General features: G+C 71.4%; 17 protein-coding genes. 6 read left to right on the forward strand and 11 right to left on the reverse strand.

The genetic code is table 11. From position 1 onward, the window contains the following. The first annotated feature begins 34 nt into the window (after nt 1-34). On the forward strand, nt 35-856 hold the full coding sequence (locus PT931_RS17035) for an oxygenase MpaB family protein (RefSeq protein ID WP_456246708.1): 822 nt from the start codon (nt 35-37) through the stop codon (nt 854-856). Nucleotides 857-1,161: 305 nt separating this feature from the next. On the opposite strand, the gene PT931_RS17040 is transcribed toward PT931_RS17035, so the two are convergent. Then, nucleotides 1,162-2,667 (reverse strand): aldehyde dehydrogenase family protein, encoded by a 1,506-nt coding sequence (locus PT931_RS17040; protein WP_456246709.1) that lies wholly within the window; start codon nt 2,665-2,667, stop codon nt 1,162-1,164. A 183-nt stretch (nt 2,668-2,850) separates the two neighbouring features. On the opposite strand from PT931_RS17040, the gene PT931_RS17045 reads away from it, so the two are divergent. Genes PT931_RS17045 through PT931_RS17060 form a run of 4 tightly spaced genes read left to right on the forward strand, consistent with a single transcriptional unit; the run spans nt 2,851 to nt 6,275 of the window. After that, complete coding sequence (locus tag PT931_RS17045; RefSeq protein WP_456246710.1) at nt 2,851-4,626, forward strand: 3-hydroxyacyl-CoA dehydrogenase family protein; 1,776 nt, start codon at nt 2,851-2,853, stop codon at nt 4,624-4,626. A 26-nt stretch (nt 4,627-4,652) separates the two neighbouring features. Then, nucleotides 4,653-5,108, forward strand: coding sequence for a hypothetical protein (locus PT931_RS17050; RefSeq protein ID WP_456246711.1), 456 nt, complete (start codon nt 4,653-4,655; stop codon nt 5,106-5,108). Between the two features lie 52 nt (nt 5,109-5,160). Beyond that, nucleotides 5,161-5,481 (forward strand): ATP/GTP-binding protein, encoded by a 321-nt coding sequence (locus PT931_RS17055; RefSeq protein WP_456246712.1) that lies wholly within the window; start codon nt 5,161-5,163, stop codon nt 5,479-5,481. Between the two features lie 14 nt (nt 5,482-5,495). Further along, a complete protein-coding gene (locus PT931_RS17060) occupies nt 5,496-6,275 on the forward strand; it encodes an alpha/beta hydrolase (protein WP_456246713.1) in 780 nt (259 codons plus the stop codon). Here PT931_RS17060 and PT931_RS17065 read toward each other — a convergent pair. The 10 genes from PT931_RS17065 to PT931_RS17110 are packed head-to-tail and all read right to left on the reverse strand — an operon-like array spanning nt 6,227 to nt 16,550. Beyond that, on the reverse strand, nt 6,227-7,432 hold the full coding sequence (locus tag PT931_RS17065; protein WP_456246714.1) for a hypothetical protein: 1,206 nt from the start codon (nt 7,430-7,432) through the stop codon (nt 6,227-6,229). The two genes, PT931_RS17060 and PT931_RS17065, sit on opposite strands and share 49 nt — an antisense overlap. Before the next feature lie 10 nt (nt 7,433-7,442). After that, nucleotides 7,443-8,558: a glycosyltransferase family 2 protein gene (locus tag PT931_RS17070; RefSeq protein WP_456246715.1), complete on the reverse strand. Its 1,116-nt coding sequence runs from the start codon at nt 8,556-8,558 to the stop codon at nt 7,443-7,445. After that, entirely contained in the window at nt 8,555-9,412 is an 858-nt protein-coding gene (locus PT931_RS17075) for a glycosyltransferase (protein WP_456246716.1), read from the reverse strand. Before PT931_RS17075 ends, PT931_RS17070 begins: the two co-directional genes overlap by 4 nt. 47 nt (nt 9,413-9,459) lie before the next feature. Continuing rightward, a complete protein-coding gene (locus PT931_RS17080; protein ID WP_456246717.1) occupies nt 9,460-10,302 on the reverse strand; it encodes a glycosyltransferase family 2 protein in 843 nt (280 codons plus the stop codon). Then, nucleotides 10,289-11,653, reverse strand: a complete 1,365-nt coding sequence (locus PT931_RS17085; RefSeq protein WP_456246718.1) for an O-antigen ligase family protein — start codon at nt 11,651-11,653, stop codon at nt 10,289-10,291. The genes PT931_RS17080 and PT931_RS17085 overlap by 14 nt, the downstream gene beginning before the upstream one ends. A 1-nt stretch (nt 11,654) precedes the next feature. After that, nucleotides 11,655-12,491, reverse strand: coding sequence for a hypothetical protein (locus PT931_RS17090; protein WP_456246719.1), 837 nt, complete (start codon nt 12,489-12,491; stop codon nt 11,655-11,657). 9 nt (nt 12,492-12,500) lie between these two features. Continuing rightward, on the reverse strand, nt 12,501-13,754 hold the full coding sequence (locus PT931_RS17095; protein ID WP_456246720.1) for a glycosyltransferase family 4 protein: 1,254 nt from the start codon (nt 13,752-13,754) through the stop codon (nt 12,501-12,503). Further along, the gene (locus tag PT931_RS17100) at nt 13,754-14,458 is read right to left on the reverse strand and encodes a sugar transferase (protein ID WP_456246721.1); all 705 of its coding nucleotides are present in this window, start codon (nt 14,456-14,458) and stop codon (nt 13,754-13,756) included. The genes PT931_RS17095 and PT931_RS17100 overlap by 1 nt, the downstream gene beginning before the upstream one ends. Continuing rightward, nucleotides 14,455-15,543 carry a DegT/DnrJ/EryC1/StrS family aminotransferase gene (locus tag PT931_RS17105; RefSeq protein WP_456246722.1) on the reverse strand — a complete coding sequence of 363 codons (1,089 nt, stop codon included), beginning with the start codon at nt 15,541-15,543 and terminating at the stop codon, nt 14,455-14,457. The genes PT931_RS17100 and PT931_RS17105 overlap by 4 nt, the downstream gene beginning before the upstream one ends. Beyond that, the gene (locus tag PT931_RS17110) at nt 15,540-16,550 is read right to left on the reverse strand and encodes a Gfo/Idh/MocA family protein (RefSeq protein ID WP_456246723.1); all 1,011 of its coding nucleotides are present in this window, start codon (nt 16,548-16,550) and stop codon (nt 15,540-15,542) included. The genes PT931_RS17105 and PT931_RS17110 overlap by 4 nt, the downstream gene beginning before the upstream one ends. 361 nt (nt 16,551-16,911) lie before the next feature. Here PT931_RS17110 and PT931_RS17115 point away from each other — a divergent pair, with 361 nt between their 5' ends. Beyond that, nucleotides 16,912-17,442 carry a dTDP-4-dehydrorhamnose 3,5-epimerase family protein gene (locus PT931_RS17115; protein WP_456246724.1) on the forward strand — a complete coding sequence of 177 codons (531 nt, stop codon included), beginning with the start codon at nt 16,912-16,914 and terminating at the stop codon, nt 17,440-17,442. The last annotated feature ends 32 nt before the right edge of the window (nt 17,443-17,474 follow it).

Consider the following 17,474-nt stretch of genomic DNA (forward strand, 5'->3'; position numbering starts at 1 on the left):
AGCGCCGGCGGTCCGGTCGTGGCACCCTCGAAGGGTGACCTCCGAACTGTTCGGCCCCCGCAGCGTCACCTGGCAGGTGCACGCCGACCCCGCGATGTGGGTCGCCGGCGTGAGCGCCCTGTTCCTCCAGGCCCTGCACCCCCTGGCGGTCCGGGGCGTCGTGCAGCTCTCCGACTTCCGGCACGACCCGCTCGGCCGGCTCCGGCGGACCGCGGGCTTCGTCAGCATCTCCACCTACGGCACGGCCGCCGAGGCGGAGGAGGCCGGGGCCCGGGTCCGCCGGATCCACGCGGCCCTGAAGCTCCGGCTGCCGGACGGCACGCAACACCCGGTCGACGATCCAGAGCTCCTGCGCTGGGTACACTGCGCGGAGGTCGCGTCCTATGTGGATGTCGTGCGCCGGGCCGGCTTCCCGCTGAGTCCCGCGCACGTGGACCTCTACCTGACCGAGCAGCGCCGGTCCGCCGCCCTGATCGGGCTCGACCCCGACTCGGTGCCCGGCACCTGGGCCGACATCACGGCCTACCTCGACGGGATGCGCCCCCAACTGGCCCGCACGAAGGAGTCCGACGAGATCTACGACTTCCTCACCACCCCGCCGGTCAACCCGCCGATGCGGGCGGGCTGGTGGCCGGTGGCCCGGGTGGCGTACGGGCTGCTGCCGCCGTGGGCCGTCGCGATGTACGGCCGACCCGCGTGGAGCCCCGCCCAGGCGGAGCGCCGGCTGCGCGCCCTGCGCCGGACCGCGAAGCTGATCCCGGACCGGCTCCGCTGGCGGATCCCGACCGGCAACGTCCTCCGCGCGATCGACCGCCTGGGCCCGGCCGCGACCCCGTCCCCGAAGAACCTGCCCTGATCAGGTGCTCCGACCGCGCGACCCCGTCTCCGAGGGCCCGCCTCGCCGGAGTGCTCCGGCGCGAGCGCCGGCACTCGGGCCGCGGGACCCGGGTGGTCGGCAGGCAGGGCTCTGGTCCGCAGGTGCCGGTCTCGTCCGAGGGCGCCGACGCCGCCTCGGCACCCGGGTTCCCGACCCGGACGGTCGGCCCGGCCAGCCCCGGCGCCGGGGCGCTCAACGAGCCGGTACGCCCGGCCGGCGCGGTGGGCAGTGCCTCCGTCGCCGGCCACGTCCCTCCGTAATCAGATGATGCGGTTGATCCGGGGTCAGCGGCGGCCGTGCAGGATCCGCAGCGCGAGCCGGGTGAGCTTCGTGTCGCGGGCGCCCTTCTCGAAGGTCAGCACCTTCACCAGCGAGGGCATCCACCGCTTCGCGATCGCCTTCGGCCGGGCGAACTCCCGCAGCCCGTCGGCCCCGTGGATCCGGCCGAACCCGGAGTCCCCGACCCCGCCGAACGGCAGCGAGGGGATGCCCGCGAACGACAGGGTCGAGTTGATCGAGGTCATCCCGGACCGCAGCCGCCGGGCGGTGGCCATCGCCCGCGCCCTGCCGAACACGGCGCCCGCGAGACCGTAGGGAAGGGCGTTGGCCCGGGCGACCGCCTCGTCCACGTCCCGGACCCGGGCGATCGTCAGGGTCGGCCCGAAGGTCTCCTCGCGCACCGCCTCGGACGTCTCCGGGACGTCGACCAGGATCGTCGGGTGCACGAACGGCGGCCGGACCGCCTCGGGGCCGCCCAGCACGGCCCGACCGCCGTCGGCGAGGGCGGCGGCGATGTGCCGGCGGACCACGTCGATCTGGCTGGGCATGGTCATCGGGCCGATGTCGGCGCCCGGTTCGGCCCCGACGGAGAGCGCTGCGGCCTTGGCGACGACCTTGGCGAGGAAGGCGTCGTAGACGGAGTCGACGGCGTACACCCGCTCGATGCCGATGCAGGTCTGGCCGGCGTTGAACATGCTGCCCCACACCGTGGCCTCGGCGGCGGCGTCGAGGTCGGCGTCGGAGTCCACGATCAGGGCGTCCTTGCCGCCGCACTCCAGCAGCACGGGGGTCAGGGTCTCCGCCGCCGCGGCCATGACCTTCTTCCCGGTCCGGGTGGACCCGGTGAACGCGATCTTGTCCACGCCGGCGGTGACCAGGGCGGCCCCGGTGTCCCCGAGCCCGTGCACGACCTGGAGCACCGGGTGCTCGGGCACCACCTCGGCGAACGTGTCGACCAGGAACTGCCCGACCGCCGGGGTGTACTCGCTCGGCTTGAACACGACGGTGTTGCCGGCCGCCAGGGCGTAGGCGATCGACCCGACGGGGGTGAAGATGGGGTAGTTCCACGGGCCGATGACGCCGATCACCCCGTAGGGCTGGTACTCGACGTGCGCCGTGTACTCCGACTGCATCAGCGTGCCGCCCACCCGGCGCAGCTTCAGCACCCGCTTGGCGTGCCGGGCGGCCCAGTGAATGTGGTCGATGGCCCCGGCGGCCTCGGCGGTGGCGTCCACGATCGGCTTGCCGCCCTCGCGGTGCATGATCCCGGTCAGCTCGTCGAGCCGGGCGGTGATCAGGGCCCGCCACGCGTACAGCCGGCGGCGGCGGCCGTCGAAGCCCAGCTCGCGCCACCAGTCGGCGGCGGCCCGGGCCCGGGACACGGCGGCGCCGACCGCGGCGGGGCCGGCGACGGGGAACCGGCCGACCTCCTCGCCGGTCGCGGGGCTGGTGGAGACGAGTCGGCCGCCGTCCACGACGGGGCTGCCGGAAACGCTGACGCCAGGGGTCATGATCTATCTCCTCGCCGGTGGTGTCCCCGAGTCTAGACCTCTTACTACTCGCAAGTAACCCTGTGACGGACTGCATTACTCACGCGTGTTGCGCACTGCTAAGTTGGCCTGAACGATGGGTCAGCACGAGGGTGCGCGGCGGTCTGCCGGGCGACCCCGGGTCGGCAGCACAGGAGGCACGGCGTGACGGGCATCAACAAGGTCGGCGTGGTCGGGCTCGGCACCATGGGGGCCGGCATCGTCGAGGTCTTCGCCCGCAACGGCGTCGAGGTCCTCGGCGTGGAGATCACCGAGGCGGCGCTGGAGCGCGGCCGGGTGACCCTGAAGGCGTCCACCGACCGGGCCGTGGCCAAGGGCAAGCTGTCCGAGGCCGACCGCGACGCCCTGCACGACCGGGTCACGTTCGCCGTGGGCCTGCCCTCGCTGTCGGACGTCGACCTGGTGATCGAGGCCGTGCCGGAGCGCCTGGAGCTCAAGCGGGCGATCTTCGCCGAGCTGGACCAGGTCTGCAAGCCGACCGCGATCCTGGCCACCAACACCTCCTCCCTGTCGGTCACCGAGATCTCCGTGGCGACCCACCGCCCCAACCGGGTGATCGGGATGCACTTCTTCAACCCGGCCCCGATCATGAAGCTGGTCGAGATCGTCCGGACCGTCGTGACCGAGCAGTCCGTGGTCGACGACATCGAGGCGCTGTGCACCCGGCTCGGCAAGGTCGACGTCACGATCAACGACCGGGCCGGCTTCATCGCCAACGCCCTGCTGTTCGGCTACCTGAACCACGCCGTGTCGCTGTACGAGTCGAAGTACGCGAGCCGGGAGGACATCGACGCCGCGATGCGCCAGGGCTGCGGCCTGCCGATGGGCCCCCTCGCGCTGATGGACCTGATCGGCATCGACACCGCGTACGAGATCCTGGACACCATGTACAAGCGGGGTGGCCGCGACCGCCGGCACGCCCCCGTCCCGCTGATCAAGCAGATGGTCACGGCCGGCCTGCTGGGCCGCAAGTCGGGCCGCGGCTTCTACACGTACGAGAAGCCGAGCTCCCCGGTCGTCGTGAGCGACCCGGAACCGGCCCCGGTCCCGGAGGAGGGCGCCCGCCCGGTGTCCCGGATCGGCGTGGTCGGCTCGGGCACGATGGCCACCGGCATCGTCGAGGTGCTGGCCAAGGCGGGCTACGAGACGGTGTTCGTGGCCCGGGGCGCCGAGCAGGCCGCCCGCGCGCTGGACCGGATCGAGCAGTCCCTGAACAAGGCCGTGGTGCGCGGCAAGCTGACCGAGGAGGACCGCGACGCGGCCCGGGCCCGGATCACCGGCGCGCACAAGCTGGACGATCTGGCCGATGTGGACCTGGTGGTCGAGGCCGTGGTCGAGGAGGTCAGCGTCAAGAAGGCCCTCTTCGAGGCCGTGGCCGAGATCTGCAAGCCGGGCACGGTGCTGGCCACCACGACGTCGAGCCTCCCGGTGATCGAGTGCGCGATGGCCTCCGGTCGGCCCGAAGACGTTGTGGGACTGCACTTCTTCAACCCCGCCCCGGTCATGAAGCTGGTCGAGGTGGTCCGGACGATCAGGACCTCACCTGCGGCGCTGGCGACTGCGGTCGCGGTGTGCGAGGCTGTTGGGAAGCGTCCGGTGGTGTGCGCCGACCGGGCCGGTTTCGTGGTGAACGCGCTCCTGTTCCCGTACCTGAACGACGCGGTCAAGATGCTCGAAGCCAGCTACGCGACGGCGGACGACATCGACTACGCGATGAAGCTCGGCTGCGGTTACCCGATGGGGCCGTTCGAGCTTCTGGACGTGGTCGGGCTGGACGTGTCGCTGGCCATCCAGCGGCAGCTGTACCTGGAGTTCCGTGAGCCGGGCTTCGCACCAGCGCCCCTGCTGGAGCACCTGGTGACCGCTGGTTACCTGGGCCGCAAGGCTGGCCGGGGCTTCCGGGACTACAGCACCCCCTAGCAGCCTCCACCCCCTCGGAGCGCGTTGTGGTCAAGCGGGTCGCCATCATCGCCGCCGCCGCCCTCGGCGTCGTGCTGGTCGCCGTGCTGCTGTTCGGTAACAGCGGCAAGAGCGAGCCGGTCACGTTCACCGAGGGCGGGGTGGATGTCCGGGTCGAGTTCCTGGACACCGGCCTGGTCGGCGACCGGGTCAAGGTGACCCTGAAACCCGAGGCCCTCGACGGGTACGTGGCCGCGGCGGTCACCGTGGAGGTCTCCGGCGACCTGACGCCCACCGCGCCCGCGCGGCTGCCCCGGGCGCTCACCAAGGCGGACGTGCCGGTGCCCGTGTTCGCGGCGGGGGCGGCCCGGGTCGAGGTCAAGGTGCAACGCGCCTCGGACAAACCCGGCAAAGCCACTGTCAAGGTTGGATACCAGACGTGTGACAAGTCGGGCTGCAAACCCGCTGTGGTCGGCAAAACCGTCACTCTCACCCTGAAGTGATCCCCACCGCAAGGGATATGGCGGACAGTGATCGGCCCGTATTCTGGGAGCCGTGAGCCCACGCCATAACCGTCGCCAGCACTCCGGGCCGGTTGCGCGCGGAGACGAGGACGACGACGGCGCGATGCGGCGGGCCTCCCAGGCCGTCGAGGGCGACTGGATGGTCCGTACCCTCCCCGCGAACCCCACCACGGGGAAGACGTACCGGTGTCCGGGCTGCGACCAGGAGGTCCCGGCCAGCCAGGGCCACATCGTGGCGTGGCGGCTCGACAGCGACGGCGAGGACCGGCGGCACTGGCACACGTCGTGCTGGCGGACCCGGGGCCACCGACTCCCGAACATCCAGCGTGGCCGTTCGGCACCGAAGTACTAGCAAGGAGATCCGCCATGCCCCCGATCCGGGCGAACTCGATCCTGCCGGCCCGCCGGGAGGACATCGAGCTGCACACCGCCGACGGGCATGTCCTGGTGGGCGAGTTGGCGCTCCCCGCCGACCGGCCGCCGGTCGCGACCCTGGTCTGCCTGCACCCGCTGCCCACCCACGGCGGCATGATGGACAGCCACGTGTACCGCAAGGCGGCCTGGCGGCTGCCCGCGCTCGCCGACCTGGCGGTGCTGCGGTTCAACTCCCGGGGCACGTCCAGCGTGCGGGGCACCAGCGGGGGCGAGTTCGACGGGGGCGACGCGGAGCGGTACGACGTGGCCGCCGCGCTGGAGTACGCGGAGTTCGCCGAGCTGCCGGACATCTGGCTGGTCGGCTGGTCGTTCGGCACGGACCTGGTGCTCAGGTACGGCCTGGACCCGGGCGTGCGGGGCGCGATCCTGCTGTCCCCGCCGCTGCGGTTCTCCGAGCCCGCCGACCTGGCCGCCTGGGCCGCCGACGGCAAGCCGCTGACCGCGCTGGTGCCCGAGTTCGACGACTACCTGCGCCCGGCCGAGGCCGGCGAGCGGTTCGCCGTGATCCCGCAGGCCGAGGTCGTCGGGATGCCCGGGGCCAAGCACCTGTGGGTCGGGGACGCGGAGACCGTCCTGGACGAGATCGTCCGCCGGGTCGCGCCGGCCAGTTTCCCGCTGCCCCGGGAGTGGGACGGCGAGATGGGCGTGGGCGACGCGAGCGCCTACGCGGACCGGACCGTGGCGGCGTTCAACGACGTGCCGCGCCCGTAGCGCACGGTCCGGGACGTGGTCCCCGGGGCGGCCACCGCCAGCGCCCTCGGGCGTTTGCGGGCCGCCCGCTGTTCGGCCTCCGTCACCGGGTCGACCACCTCCGGCCGGCCCGGCTCGTTCCAGTAGTTCCCGCGCCACTCGTTGGACTCCCGGGTCCACGAGGTGGCCGGCCCGTAGTGCCCGCACTTCGCGTACGGGGTGCGGGCGAAGGCGTTGCCGAGGATCCGGACGTTCGTGGCCACCGGGAACGGCTTCGTGGGCAGGCTGCCCGCGTACAGGCAGTAGCTGCCGCCCGAGAACAGGTTGCCCTCGACGAGGACGTCGTGGATGGGCCCGAAGTTGCCGTACAGCGCCAGGGCCGCCGAGCAGTTCCCCGTGGTCCCGCAGTCGAGCGTGTTGCCCCGGATCACGTTGTTGCCGCCGCCGTGGCTGGCCATCGCGCTGTTGTGGCTGCTCCCGGCCTCGTACGGGTCGTGCAGCCAGGACTCGGTCACCGTCACGTTGTCGGTGAAGTGCAGCTGCGAGCCGCCGCCGTGCAGGTCGCACCGGTGGCAGGTGTAGTTGGAGCCGACGATCAGCGGCCAGGTCGGGGCGCGGCGCTGCCCGTCGACCTCCACGTACTCCAGGACGGTGTTGCGGGTCCGCCCGTCGATGTCGGTGCGCACCGTGCCCACGGAGCACGCGCCCCGGATCCGGCTGTTGCGGATCGTCACGTCGTCGGCCTTCACCATGACGCAGCCGGAGATGTCCACGCCCTCGAGCACGGTGCCCGGGACCGTGATCGTGGTACCCGCCATCGGCCGCAGCACCGTGCCCGGCCGTACCCCCGTGGTGTCCGGGCCCGGCCAGCCGGTGATGTCGGTCCGCGGCCCGGTGGTCTGCCGCGAGTTGTCGGGGGCCACCCGGCCGGACCGGGTCGGCACGGGCCCGGTCGGGTCGCCCGGGTCGTCGTCGGGCTCGACCACGGCGGGTGCGGGGCGGTCGGCGGCGGGATGGTCGCGCGGGGCGAGGGCGAGGGTCCCGATCGCGGCCAGGAACACCACGCACAGCCCCACGACGAACAGGACGAGGCCGAGCGGCTGGCGTTCGCGCCGCCGGGGCGGGTGGGCCGGGGAGTTGAGCAGATCCGGCGGGTGCCCGTCGATCGGCGCGGCCATCCCCGTGGTCCTAGACCGATTCCGGGGCGGGGACCTGCGGCTCGGCCGCCTGCTGAGCGGGGACCGGGGCAGCCTGGACCGGGGTCGCGGCCGGAGCCGTGGCCGCAGTCGGGACCGGGGCCGTCGGGGACGCGGGTGCCGCCCAGCCCGACTTCCACTCGGCCCGCCGCCCCCACACCTCGGCCCAGCCCTTGCCGACCCGCGACCGCAGCCACACGCCGAGCCCGATCAGCCCGAGCCCGACCCGGGCCCGCACCGGCGACCAGCGCAGCCGCACGAAGGTGACCTTGCCGCGCAGCACCATGACCCGCTTCTGGGTGGCGCTCGACGAGGCGCCGTTCTCGTGCACGACCGTCGCGCCCGCGACCAGTACCGGGTGCCGGCCGAGCCGGGCGGCGCGCCAGCTGAGGTCGACGTCCTCGGAGTACATGAAGTAGCGCGGGTCGAAGCCGCCCAGCTCCTCGAACAGGGCCCGCTCGAACAGCACGACGCAGCCGGACACCGCCGGGGCCGGCCCGCCGACCACGCGGTCCAGCCCGTTGTGCTCCTCGGGGTTGAACAGCCGCGAGCGCCGGAACACCGAGGACAGCCCGGTGGCGAAGCACAGGTAGCCCCACAGCGAGGGCAGGCCGAAGACGGACCGGCCGTCGTCGGTACCGTCCCGGCGCAGGGTCCGGCCGGCGTAGATCCCGGGGGCGGGGTGCGCGAGGGCGTGGTCGAGCAGCGCGCCCACAGGGTCGCCGACCGGCTCGGCGTCGGGGTTGAGCAGCATCAGATAGGGGGTGCGGACCCGCGCGGCGGCCAGGTTCACCGCCCGGGCGAAGCCCAGGTTCTCGGGGGACCGAACAAGATCGATCTTCGGGTACGCCGCCGCGATGGCCTCCGCCGTGCCGTCCCCGGACGCGTTGTCGACCACGATGACGGGGCACCCGGCGGGCAGCCCGGCCAGACACTTCAGAATCAGCTCGGGCGTCCTGTATGCCACCAGAACCACGGTGACCTGCCCGTGCCTCGTCGCACCGGTCCCGGCCGGCTCCGAGGCCCGCCCGGCGGGGCGGGTGTGGTCCGGAGCCGCGCCGGTCGCCGGGGTGCCGGGCCGGGTCGCGCCCGTGGGGCCGGTGCTCACCGGGCCACCTCCCACGTCGTCGGGGTCGTGCGGCGCCGGCGCTCGGCCGCCAGGGTGATCCCGACGTAGCACAGGGCCGCCGGCCACAGCCACGGTCGCGGGGCCGCCAGCTTCAGCCAGGCCGTCCGGCTGCCCGTCGCACCCTGCTGGGCGGTGCCGGCCCGGACCCGGGACAACCGGGCCACCAGCTCGGCGGTACTGCGCGCGGTGTCCACCACGCTGTCGGCGGGCGCGACGGCCTTCTCGGCGTCGGTGAACAACCGGTCCAGGAACAGGTCGTCGGCGATGATCCCCTGCGCGCTCGCATCCTCGGCAGGACCGGCCTGTGGTCCTCGCGCGGCAAACCCACCGAAGGTGTCGAACCGGGCCCGGCCCGCCTCGCTCACCGCAACCACGCCCCGGCCGAACAACGCCCGCCGGTAGAGGGGGAGCCGGGACTGGATCGCGAAGTACCCGCGCAGGGCTGCCGGGCGGCCGTCGACCGCGAGTTTCCGGCGCAGGGTGGCGGCGTACACCCCCGGGTCCTCGAAGGTCTTGATCAGGGCTCTGACGCCCTCGGCCGTGACCTGGACGTCGGCGTCGAGGTAGATCCGGGGGAAGCCGGTCGCGGCGGCGTCGCCGGCGTCGAGCGCGGCGGCCTTGGACGCCTCGGCCAGTTCGAGCACCCGGACCCCGGCGGCGCGGGCCACCGCGGCCGTGTCGTCGGTGCACCCGTTGGCGATCACGGTGACGTCCAGGCCCGCGAGCTGCGGCAACAGCCGGGCGAGGCCGGCGGCGTCGTTGTGCGCGGGGATCAGCACCGAGCAGGTCGCGGCGTCCGGCCGCGCGGTGGAGGAGCGGTCCGGGCCCGACACCGGGTCAGCGGCCGACGTCCGTCCCGAGGGTCGGCCGTCCCGGGCGGCTACCACGGCGCCTTCCCGGTCAGGGTCCGCCGGATCCGCCGGATCACCGACTTGCGGGTCTTCCGCCAGCCGAAGTAGTCCCGCAGGTCCAGCGAGGCGGTCTGGGCGACCACGGCGGACCGCTTCATCTGCGCGGTCCAGTCGGCCAGGGTGTTCACGCCGGTCGTCTTCGCGGACAGCGGGAGCCGGGCCCGCAGTTCCTCGTCGTTGGTGTACACGGTGTGCGGGCTGCGCGGGTCGTCCATGTGGTCCTCGGGGATGAACGGGAAGTACCACCCGTTGACCCAGCCGGCCCGCGCGGCCTCCAGACACCAGCTGGTGAACGAGTGCCCGTCCGTCAGCGGCCCGACGCCCTCCAGCACGGCCCGCTTGGCCAGGTAGCCGGAGCCCTGCACCCAGTGGTTGCGCAGCAGCAGGTGCCCGCCGTTGTACTCGACGGTCTTCTTCGAGGCCAGCTCGGGACGGTAGTCCTCGTCCAGGAACCGCCAGCTGCAGATGACGCCGAACTCGGGTACGTCCTCGTGCGCCTTGCGGAGCTTCTCGATCCATCCGGGCGATACGAGGCAATCGTCATCCACTTTGGACAGATAAGATCCGTCGGACTCGGCCCACAACCAGTTCGTGGGGATCCGCAGGCCGACGTTGTCCGGGCTGTGGTGGAAGCGGGCCACCTTGGGGTGCTCCGCGTACTCCCGGGTCACCGCCAGGGTCTCCTCATGACCACCGTTGTGCCAGAGCCACACGCGGTCGTCCGGCCCGCACGTCTCGAGCAGCCTCGGCAGCGACAGGCGCACGTACTCCGGCCGCTCGTAGGTGATCATCAGGATGTCAGTACCGGTCATGAGCTCTCCCCGACCCGCTGATCCGCCAGAGCGCCCCGACGGCGCCCAGCAGCAGCCCGAGCGTCACCACGAACGTGGTGAAGAACAGGGCATCGAACGTGAACGCCGAAAACATGAAGGCCGCCAGGCCGCCGACCAGGCAGGCGGCCAGGTGCCGGTCGGACTCCCGGGCCGCGCGCCGCCACACCGCGATCCCCTGGCCGATCCCCGTGCAGAACAGCACCGTCAGGCCGGCGACGCCGATGATGCCCGAGCTGACCAGGGTCAGCAGCCACTGGTTGTCCAGCAGGAAGTACTGCTCCGGGATGAACGTGCCCGTGCCCCGGCCGAGCCAGATCCGCTCGTAGATCAGTGGGAACACCCGGGCGTAGTCGTCGGTGCGGCCCGACAGGCTCGGGTCGTTCTCGGAGTTGAAGAACAGCGCGCGCAGGGTCCCGAGCAGCCCGGGTCTGATCACGCTGAACGCCGCCGTCGTGGCCAGCGTCGCCAGCCCGATGGTGATCCGGCGCTTCCACGGCCACGCGATCCCGACCACGATCATGGAGATGAACAGGGCGAGGATGCCCGTCCGGGACAGGGCCAGCGGGATGGCGCAGGCGCTGATCACCGTGGCGACGGCGATGAGCTGGCGTTCGAGGGACCGGACCGCGTACCGGCTGAAGTGCAGGCCCAGCGGCACCACCACGGCCGCGACGAGCGTACTGAACTCGATGTAGTGCCCCACGGTGCCGGCCACCCGGACCAGCCCGCCCGCGCCCCGGTTGGAGAAGCCGACCGGCGGGGCCTGGAACACCAGGCCGGGCGGCTGGATGTAGATCGTGATGTCCTTGCGCAGCGCGAACTGGAGGATCCCGACGATCGACATGAACGCGCCCGACCAGAACAGCACCCGCAGCATCAGCCCGAGCTGCCGCCGGCTGCGCAGCCCGTCGGCGGCCATCAGGGCCACGCCGATCATCGCTCCGGCGGCCAGCATGGTGCGGTCGGCGTTGTTCGACTCCAACACGCTGAGGCCGCGCAGCTCGCCGGAGATGTAGGAGGCGGACAGGGCCAGGAAGTAGGCCAGCACGCCCCACCGCATCGGTTGCCGGCCGCCGACCGTGTGGTCGGGGTGCAGGTGTGCCAGCAGCCAGAGCAGCATCAGCATGAGGGCGAGCAGGGTGCCCGGCCGGCCGATGCTGGTGAGGCCGGGCACGATGACGCGCGCGGGCAGCCAGTAGATGAGGAAGACGACGGCGGCCAGCAGTCCGACAGGGTTGGCGGCGATCCTGACGAGGGTGAACCCGGACGACTGGGACAGCTGGGGCTGCTCCGCCGAACGGGGGGCCGCACTGAGGGGTACGGAGGTCATGTCACTGATGCGGCGTGCCATCTTGCGCGCTCGGTCCCGCGGCCTGCCCGGTCTGCCGCACGGTCGGCTCGTCCTCGGCGGAGATCACGCTCAGCACCATCGTGTCGGCGCTGGTGATCGACTTGGCCTTGGCGTCCCGCGCGCTGAACAGACTGGTGTGCACGGTGGTCTGCCCGGCCGGGGCGACGCCGCGGACCGCGCCGCGGACCATCTTCTCCCGGCGGCGGCGGATCATCGTGATCAGCGCGTCGACGATGATGGTGGTGACGATCGTGAGCAGGAAGCCGACCCCGGCGATGCCGATCTGGGCCCGGCGGACGCCGGTGGTCACGGGCACGACGGTACCGGCGCCGTCCAGCGTCTCCGTGTTGATCTTCAGGGTGGGCTGCTCGGCGAACGCCTTCTGCTTGTCGTTGATCTCGTTGGTGATCTTCTTGAGCACCCACTGCACGGTGGCCTGCGCCTTGGCGGTGCTCTTCGAGGTCACGGCGGCCTCGATGATCGCGCTCCGCGTGACGATCTTCAGCGTGTACCCGGGCTCCACGCCCTCGGCGGCGGCCTCCTGGCGGACCTTCTGGCTCTCCAGGATGATCGTGACCGCCTGGGCCATCTGCACCGGCCCGAGCTCCGCCCACGGGTTACCGGGTGGGGCCTGCTTGCCGGCCGGTACGGGCGCGGCCTTGCCGTTCGGCGGGACCAGTAGCAGCGAGCCGGTCGCGGTGAACTCCGGCTTGACGTAGTTCGAGGTCTGCAGGGTGGCCACGGCCGTGATCAGCAGCAGGGGCACGAACACGAACCAGCGGCGCAGAAGGAGCCGACCGATGTCCCAAAGATCCATAATGGGGCCTCACGAAGTTTCTGCGCGTGCACGCCCAGTGGTCACCTGGTCGTGTGGAGCTGGGCGGGGAGCGGGCGCCTTATCGGCACCGTACCGTGCCAGTAACCTATCCCACAGGGCGATGTAGCGGGACGCCTGATGTTCCCAGGCGAGCTCCTCGACAAAGCGGGATCTTCCTAAACCGGACATCGTGGCACGGCGTTCCGGGTCGGACAGGAGTTCGTCGAGGGCGGCCGCGAGCTCCTTGGGGGAGCCGGTCGGCACGTAGACGGCGGCGTCGCCGGCACTGCGCCGGGTCTCGATCAGATCCACGGCGACGACGGGTACGCCACGACCGAGGTATTCCACGGTCTTCGCCATCGTGGACCGCTCCGCGTGCGGGGTCGGCGGGTCGGGCTGCACGGCCACGGTCGCCCGGGACAGCAGTTCGTCCACCTCCTCCGCGCCGAGCCAGCCGGTGAACTCGACCACATCGTCGAGGCCCTGGGCCGTGGTCAGCGCCTTGAGGTCAGCCAGGCACTCACCGTCACCGGCGATCACGAGGCGCCAGTCGGTGCGGGAGTGCCGGAGTTCGGCGGCGGCGAGGACGGCCGCGTCGACGCCGTCCTGGGCGCCGAGGACGCCGAGGTACACAATGGTGTGTTTGTCAGATTTGTGCACCGGGCGGACGACGATCTCGCCCAGCGCCGGCCCGTTGCGCACCACCGTGATCCGGTCCGGCTTCACCCGGCCCCGGTCGATGGCCATCTGCTTGTACGACTCGTTGGTCGACACCACGGCCGAGGAGCACCGCAGCGACAGCCATTCGAGGACCCGGAGCACCCGGTGCACGAGGCCGGTCGGGTTGCCGCCCCGGCTCTCGTACACCTCGGGGGACAGGTCGTGGTGGTCGAAGACGAACGGCCGGCGCAGCGCCCGCATCACGAGCGCCAGCGGCCAGAACACGTCCGGCGGGTTGCACGCCTGGGCGGCCCGGGCGCGCTGGAACAGCACCGCCTGGGCCAGCCGGAGCGCGATCCAGAAGAACGACCAGGCGAACTCGACGGCGAAGGACAGCAGCCCACCACCGGCGAACGGCTGCGGGTACGCCAGGATCCGGGTGTCGGCGGTGCCCGGGACGACCCGCAGCCCCTTCGTACCCCGGGGGCAGATCACCGAGACCCGGTAGCCGGCGCTCTCCAGCGCGCGGCACTCCCGGATCACCCGGCGGTCACGCTCGACCGGCAGGTTGGCCACGGCGATCACCACGTGGGGTCCGGGCATCAGCGGGCCACCGAGCGGTCGAAGATGACCTTCACCGTCTTGAGCAGGATCTTCAGGTCGAACCACAGCGACTTGTTCCGGACGTAGATGACGTCGAGTTCCAGCGCGGCCTTGTAGTCCACGGTGGACCGCCCGCTCACCTGCCACAAACCGGTCATTCCGGGCCGGGCGGCGAACCGCTGCTCCGCGCCGGGCGGGAACAGCGCGGCCTCCCACTCCAGGACCGGACGCGGGCCCACCAGGGACATCTCGCCCTTGAGGACGTTCCACAGCTGGGGCAGCTCGTCCAGGCTGGTCCGGCGGAGGAATGCGCCGATCGGGGTGATCCGGGCGTCCTTGGTGAGTTTGTACACCCCCTCCTCGCCGCCGTGCGCGGCCTTCTCGGAGGTGAGCATGCTCGACACGTACTCCCGGTGCTGCCGGTCGTCGTTGTTGTGGCTCATCGTGCGGAACTTGATGACCGGGAACTCCTCCCGGTGCAGCCCGAGCCGGTTCTGTCGGAACAGCACCGGACCCGGACTCGTCGCCTTCACCGCGATGGCCACGGCGATCAGCAACGGGGACAGCAGAAACAGCAGCACGATCGCCGCCGCGGCCTCGACGAGCTGACGTGCGCTCATCCCGCGCGGCGCGATCCGCACCGCGCTCTTGTGCGCGCTCGACTCCGCGGCGAAACCTCGTGCGGCAGCCTGCTCGACGCTCATCCTCGCAGCGCCCCCGTAAGGGCGGCGGACACGTATTCCACCTGGGCCTCCGTCATGGTCGGGAACAACGGCAACGACAGCAGCTCGGGGGCCGCGGCCTCAGCGATCGGCGCGAGGGCCGCGACGTTGTAGGCGGGCTGCTGGTGGCACGGAATCGGGTAGTGCACGCCGGTCTGGATCTCCTTGCGGTCCAGCTCGGCCCGTACGGCGTCCCGGTCGGCGACCCGCACGACCAGGAGGTGCCAGGCGGACGTCACCCCGTCTGGCGGCTCAACGATCATCCCACCGAGCTTGTTGCGGTAGAGGTCGACGATGTCATCCTTCTGGGCGTTCCATCCGTCCAGAAGGGGGAGCTTGGCGGACAGGACGCCGGCCTGCAACGCGTCCAGCCGGCTGTTGATCCCGATCTCGGCGTGCCGGTAGTGGTCGCCGCCGGCCCGGCCGTGGTTGGCCAGGGTCCGCACCCGGGCCGCGAGCGCCGGGTCGTCGGTCACGACCGCGCCGCCGTCGCCCCACGCGCCGAGGTTCTTGCCCGGGTAGAAGCTGAAGCAGGCCGCGACGCCGAAGGAGCCGGCCCGCCGGCCCTCCCAGAGCGCGCCGTGCGCCTGCGCGGCGTCCTCGACCACGAGCAGGTCGTGCGCGCGGGCGAAGGCCAGAATGGGGCCAGGCACGACAATGTGCCCATAGAGGTGTACGAGCAGGATCGCTTTCGTCCGCTCCGTCCGCCCGGCGTCGAGTGTGTCCGGTGTGACCTGGAGGTGTGCCGGGTCCACGTCCACGAACACCGGGGTCGCGCCCGTGGCGGACACGGCCGCCGCGCTCGCGATGAACGTGTTCGCCGGGACCAGCACCTCGTCGCCCGGGCCGACGCCCAGCGCGCGCAGGGTCAGCACGATCGCGTCGGTGCCGTTGGCGACGCCCACGGCGTGCTCGACCCCGCAGTACGCGGCCCAGGCGCTCTCGAACTCCGCCACGTGCCGGCCGCCGATGAACGCCGACGTACCGGCGAGCTCGCGGACCAGGTCGAGGACCTGCTCCTCGATCGGGGCGTGCATCGCCCGCAGGTCCATGAAGGGAACCTTCATGCCTTCGTAACCTCCAGCAGTTCGACCGTCCGACCGGTCTCGATGGACTCGTTCGCGGCCTCGAGCACGCGGACGACGGAGAGGCCGGCGTACCCGTCGGTCTTCGGCCGGGCCCCGGTCCGGATGCACTCCACGAAGTGCTTGTCCTCGCTCATCAGCGGCTCGGTGAACGCGATGTGCGGGGAGACGATACCGCCGTACCGGTAGGTCATCGGCACCGCGCCGTCGTTGGACGGCTGGGCCTGGACGCCCTTGTCGTAGATGCGGAGCCGGCCCTCGTCGAGCATGTCGTCGTAGACGGCCATCCGCTGGCTGCCCACGACCGTGGTCTGCCGGACCTTCGACGGGTGCAGCCAGCTGACGTGCAGGTTGGCGGTCGCGCCGATGGTGCCGTAGTCCAGCCGCAGGTACGCCACGTCCTCGAACGGTGACCCTGCGTGCTTGGAGCCGAACGCTGTAACGGAAGTGGGCTCCGCGTCGAGAACAGTGTTGATGATGGAGATGTCGTGCGGGGCCAGGTCCCAGACGACGTTGACGTCGGGCTGGTACAGGCCGAGGTTCAGTCGCGCGGAGTCGAGGTAGTAGATGGAGCCCAGTTCCCCCGAGGCCACCAGGTCGCGCAACGCGATCACGGCGGCGTTGTAGGCGAAGGTGTGTCCGGTCATCAGCGTCAGGTTGCCCTGCTCGGCGAGCGCGATCAGCTCCAGCGCCTCGGCGGTGGAGGCCGTCATCGGCTTCTCCACGAGCACGTGCTTACCGGCGGCCAGCAGCGTCTTCGCGATCGGCCCGTGGGTCCGGGGCGGGGTCGCGACGATGACGGCGTCCACCAGGTCCAGCGACTCGTCGAGGTCGGACACGCAGAGCACCCCGGGGAACTGCTGCTTGATCTGCCGGAGCTGGTCGTCGCAGCGGTCGATCGCCACCACGAGATCGACGTCCGGAATCTGCGTGAGAACGCGGAGGTGTTTGGCTCCCCAGTACCCACAACCGATGACACCAACGCGCATTACCGGATCTCCCCAAGCTCGCTACTAAACGTATATGACCGGTCACATAGGTTGTCGGGAAAGCTTCCCGGAGGGGCCGGCACCCGCGCAAGTGGAGTAGTGGCCATACTCGGTGTCGCCTTCCTTACTCCCTCGTAACCCGGAAAAATACTGGCTGGATTAATCGGATACGCCCGCTATGTGACTTACCTACTCATCGGATTGAGTCGGCATATGATCCGATGTGGACAGCTATCGTGAGTGTTATGCCCGTCGCCATATCTTGAGCAGTATGCGCGTGTTGATGAGACGTGATTGACATGGCCCGAACCTGGCCCTCACGCTGCGCAGTGGTGAACTCTGCGACCGCTACGCTGGGCGGGTGCAGTTCACGCCGCTGGCCCCCGAGGGGGCCTATCTCATCACCCCGGAACCGGTCGGCGACCACCGCGGTCTGTTCGCCCGGGTGTTCTGCGTCGACGAGTTCGCCGGACACGGCCTCGTCACGGCTTTCGTGCAGGGAAGTATCGCCACGAATCCACGCGCGGGCACCCTGCGCGGCATGCACTGGCAGGTCGCGCCGCACGCCGAGGTGAAACTCGTCCGGGTCACGGCCGGCGCCATCTGGGACGTGGTCGTGGACGTGCGCCCCGATTCCCCGACGTACCTGCGGCACGCGGCCGTGGAACTCTCCGCGACGAACCGGGCGACACTCTACGTGCCGGCCGGCTTTGCGCACGGTTACCTGACGCTGACCGACGACGTCGAGATCACGTACCAGATGTCGGAGCGCTACACCCCGGACGCGTACCGGGGCGCGCGGTGGAACGACCCGGCGTTCGGGATCGTGTGGCCGGGGGAGCCGGTCGTGATCGCCGAGCGTGACGCGACCTACCCGGACTTCCCCCGCTGACGGCGGCCACGACCGGGCGGGTCACACCAGGC

Source organism: Longispora urticae (genome assembly GCF_053902585.1).

Excerpts from the sequence above, each read along its gene's own strand:
- PT931_RS17110 (WP_456246723.1), bottom strand. The coding sequence starts at position 16,550 with ATGCGCGTTGGTGTCATCGGTTGTGGGTACTGGGGAGCCAAACACCTC.
- PT931_RS17065 (WP_456246714.1), bottom strand. The coding sequence starts at position 7,432 with ATGGCCGCGCCGATCGACGGGCACCCGCCGGATCTGCTCAACTCCCCG.
- PT931_RS17095 (WP_456246720.1), bottom strand. The coding sequence starts at position 13,754 with ATGCCCGGACCCCACGTGGTGATCGCCGTGGCCAACCTGCCGGTCGAG.
- PT931_RS17105 (WP_456246722.1), bottom strand. The coding sequence starts at position 15,543 with ATGAAGGTTCCCTTCATGGACCTGCGGGCGATGCACGCCCCGATCGAG.
- PT931_RS17060 (WP_456246713.1), top strand. The coding sequence starts at position 5,496 with ATGCCCCCGATCCGGGCGAACTCGATCCTGCCGGCCCGCCGGGAGGAC.
- PT931_RS17085 (WP_456246718.1), bottom strand. The coding sequence starts at position 11,653 with ATGACCTCCGTACCCCTCAGTGCGGCCCCCCGTTCGGCGGAGCAGCCC.
- PT931_RS17100 (WP_456246721.1), bottom strand. The coding sequence starts at position 14,458 with ATGAGCGTCGAGCAGGCTGCCGCACGAGGTTTCGCCGCGGAGTCGAGC.
- PT931_RS17040 (WP_456246709.1), bottom strand. The coding sequence starts at position 2,667 with ATGACCCCTGGCGTCAGCGTTTCCGGCAGCCCCGTCGTGGACGGCGGC.
- PT931_RS17080 (WP_456246717.1), bottom strand. The coding sequence starts at position 10,302 with ATGACCGGTACTGACATCCTGATGATCACCTACGAGCGGCCGGAGTAC.
- PT931_RS17090 (WP_456246719.1), bottom strand. The coding sequence starts at position 12,491 with ATGGATCTTTGGGACATCGGTCGGCTCCTTCTGCGCCGCTGGTTCGTG.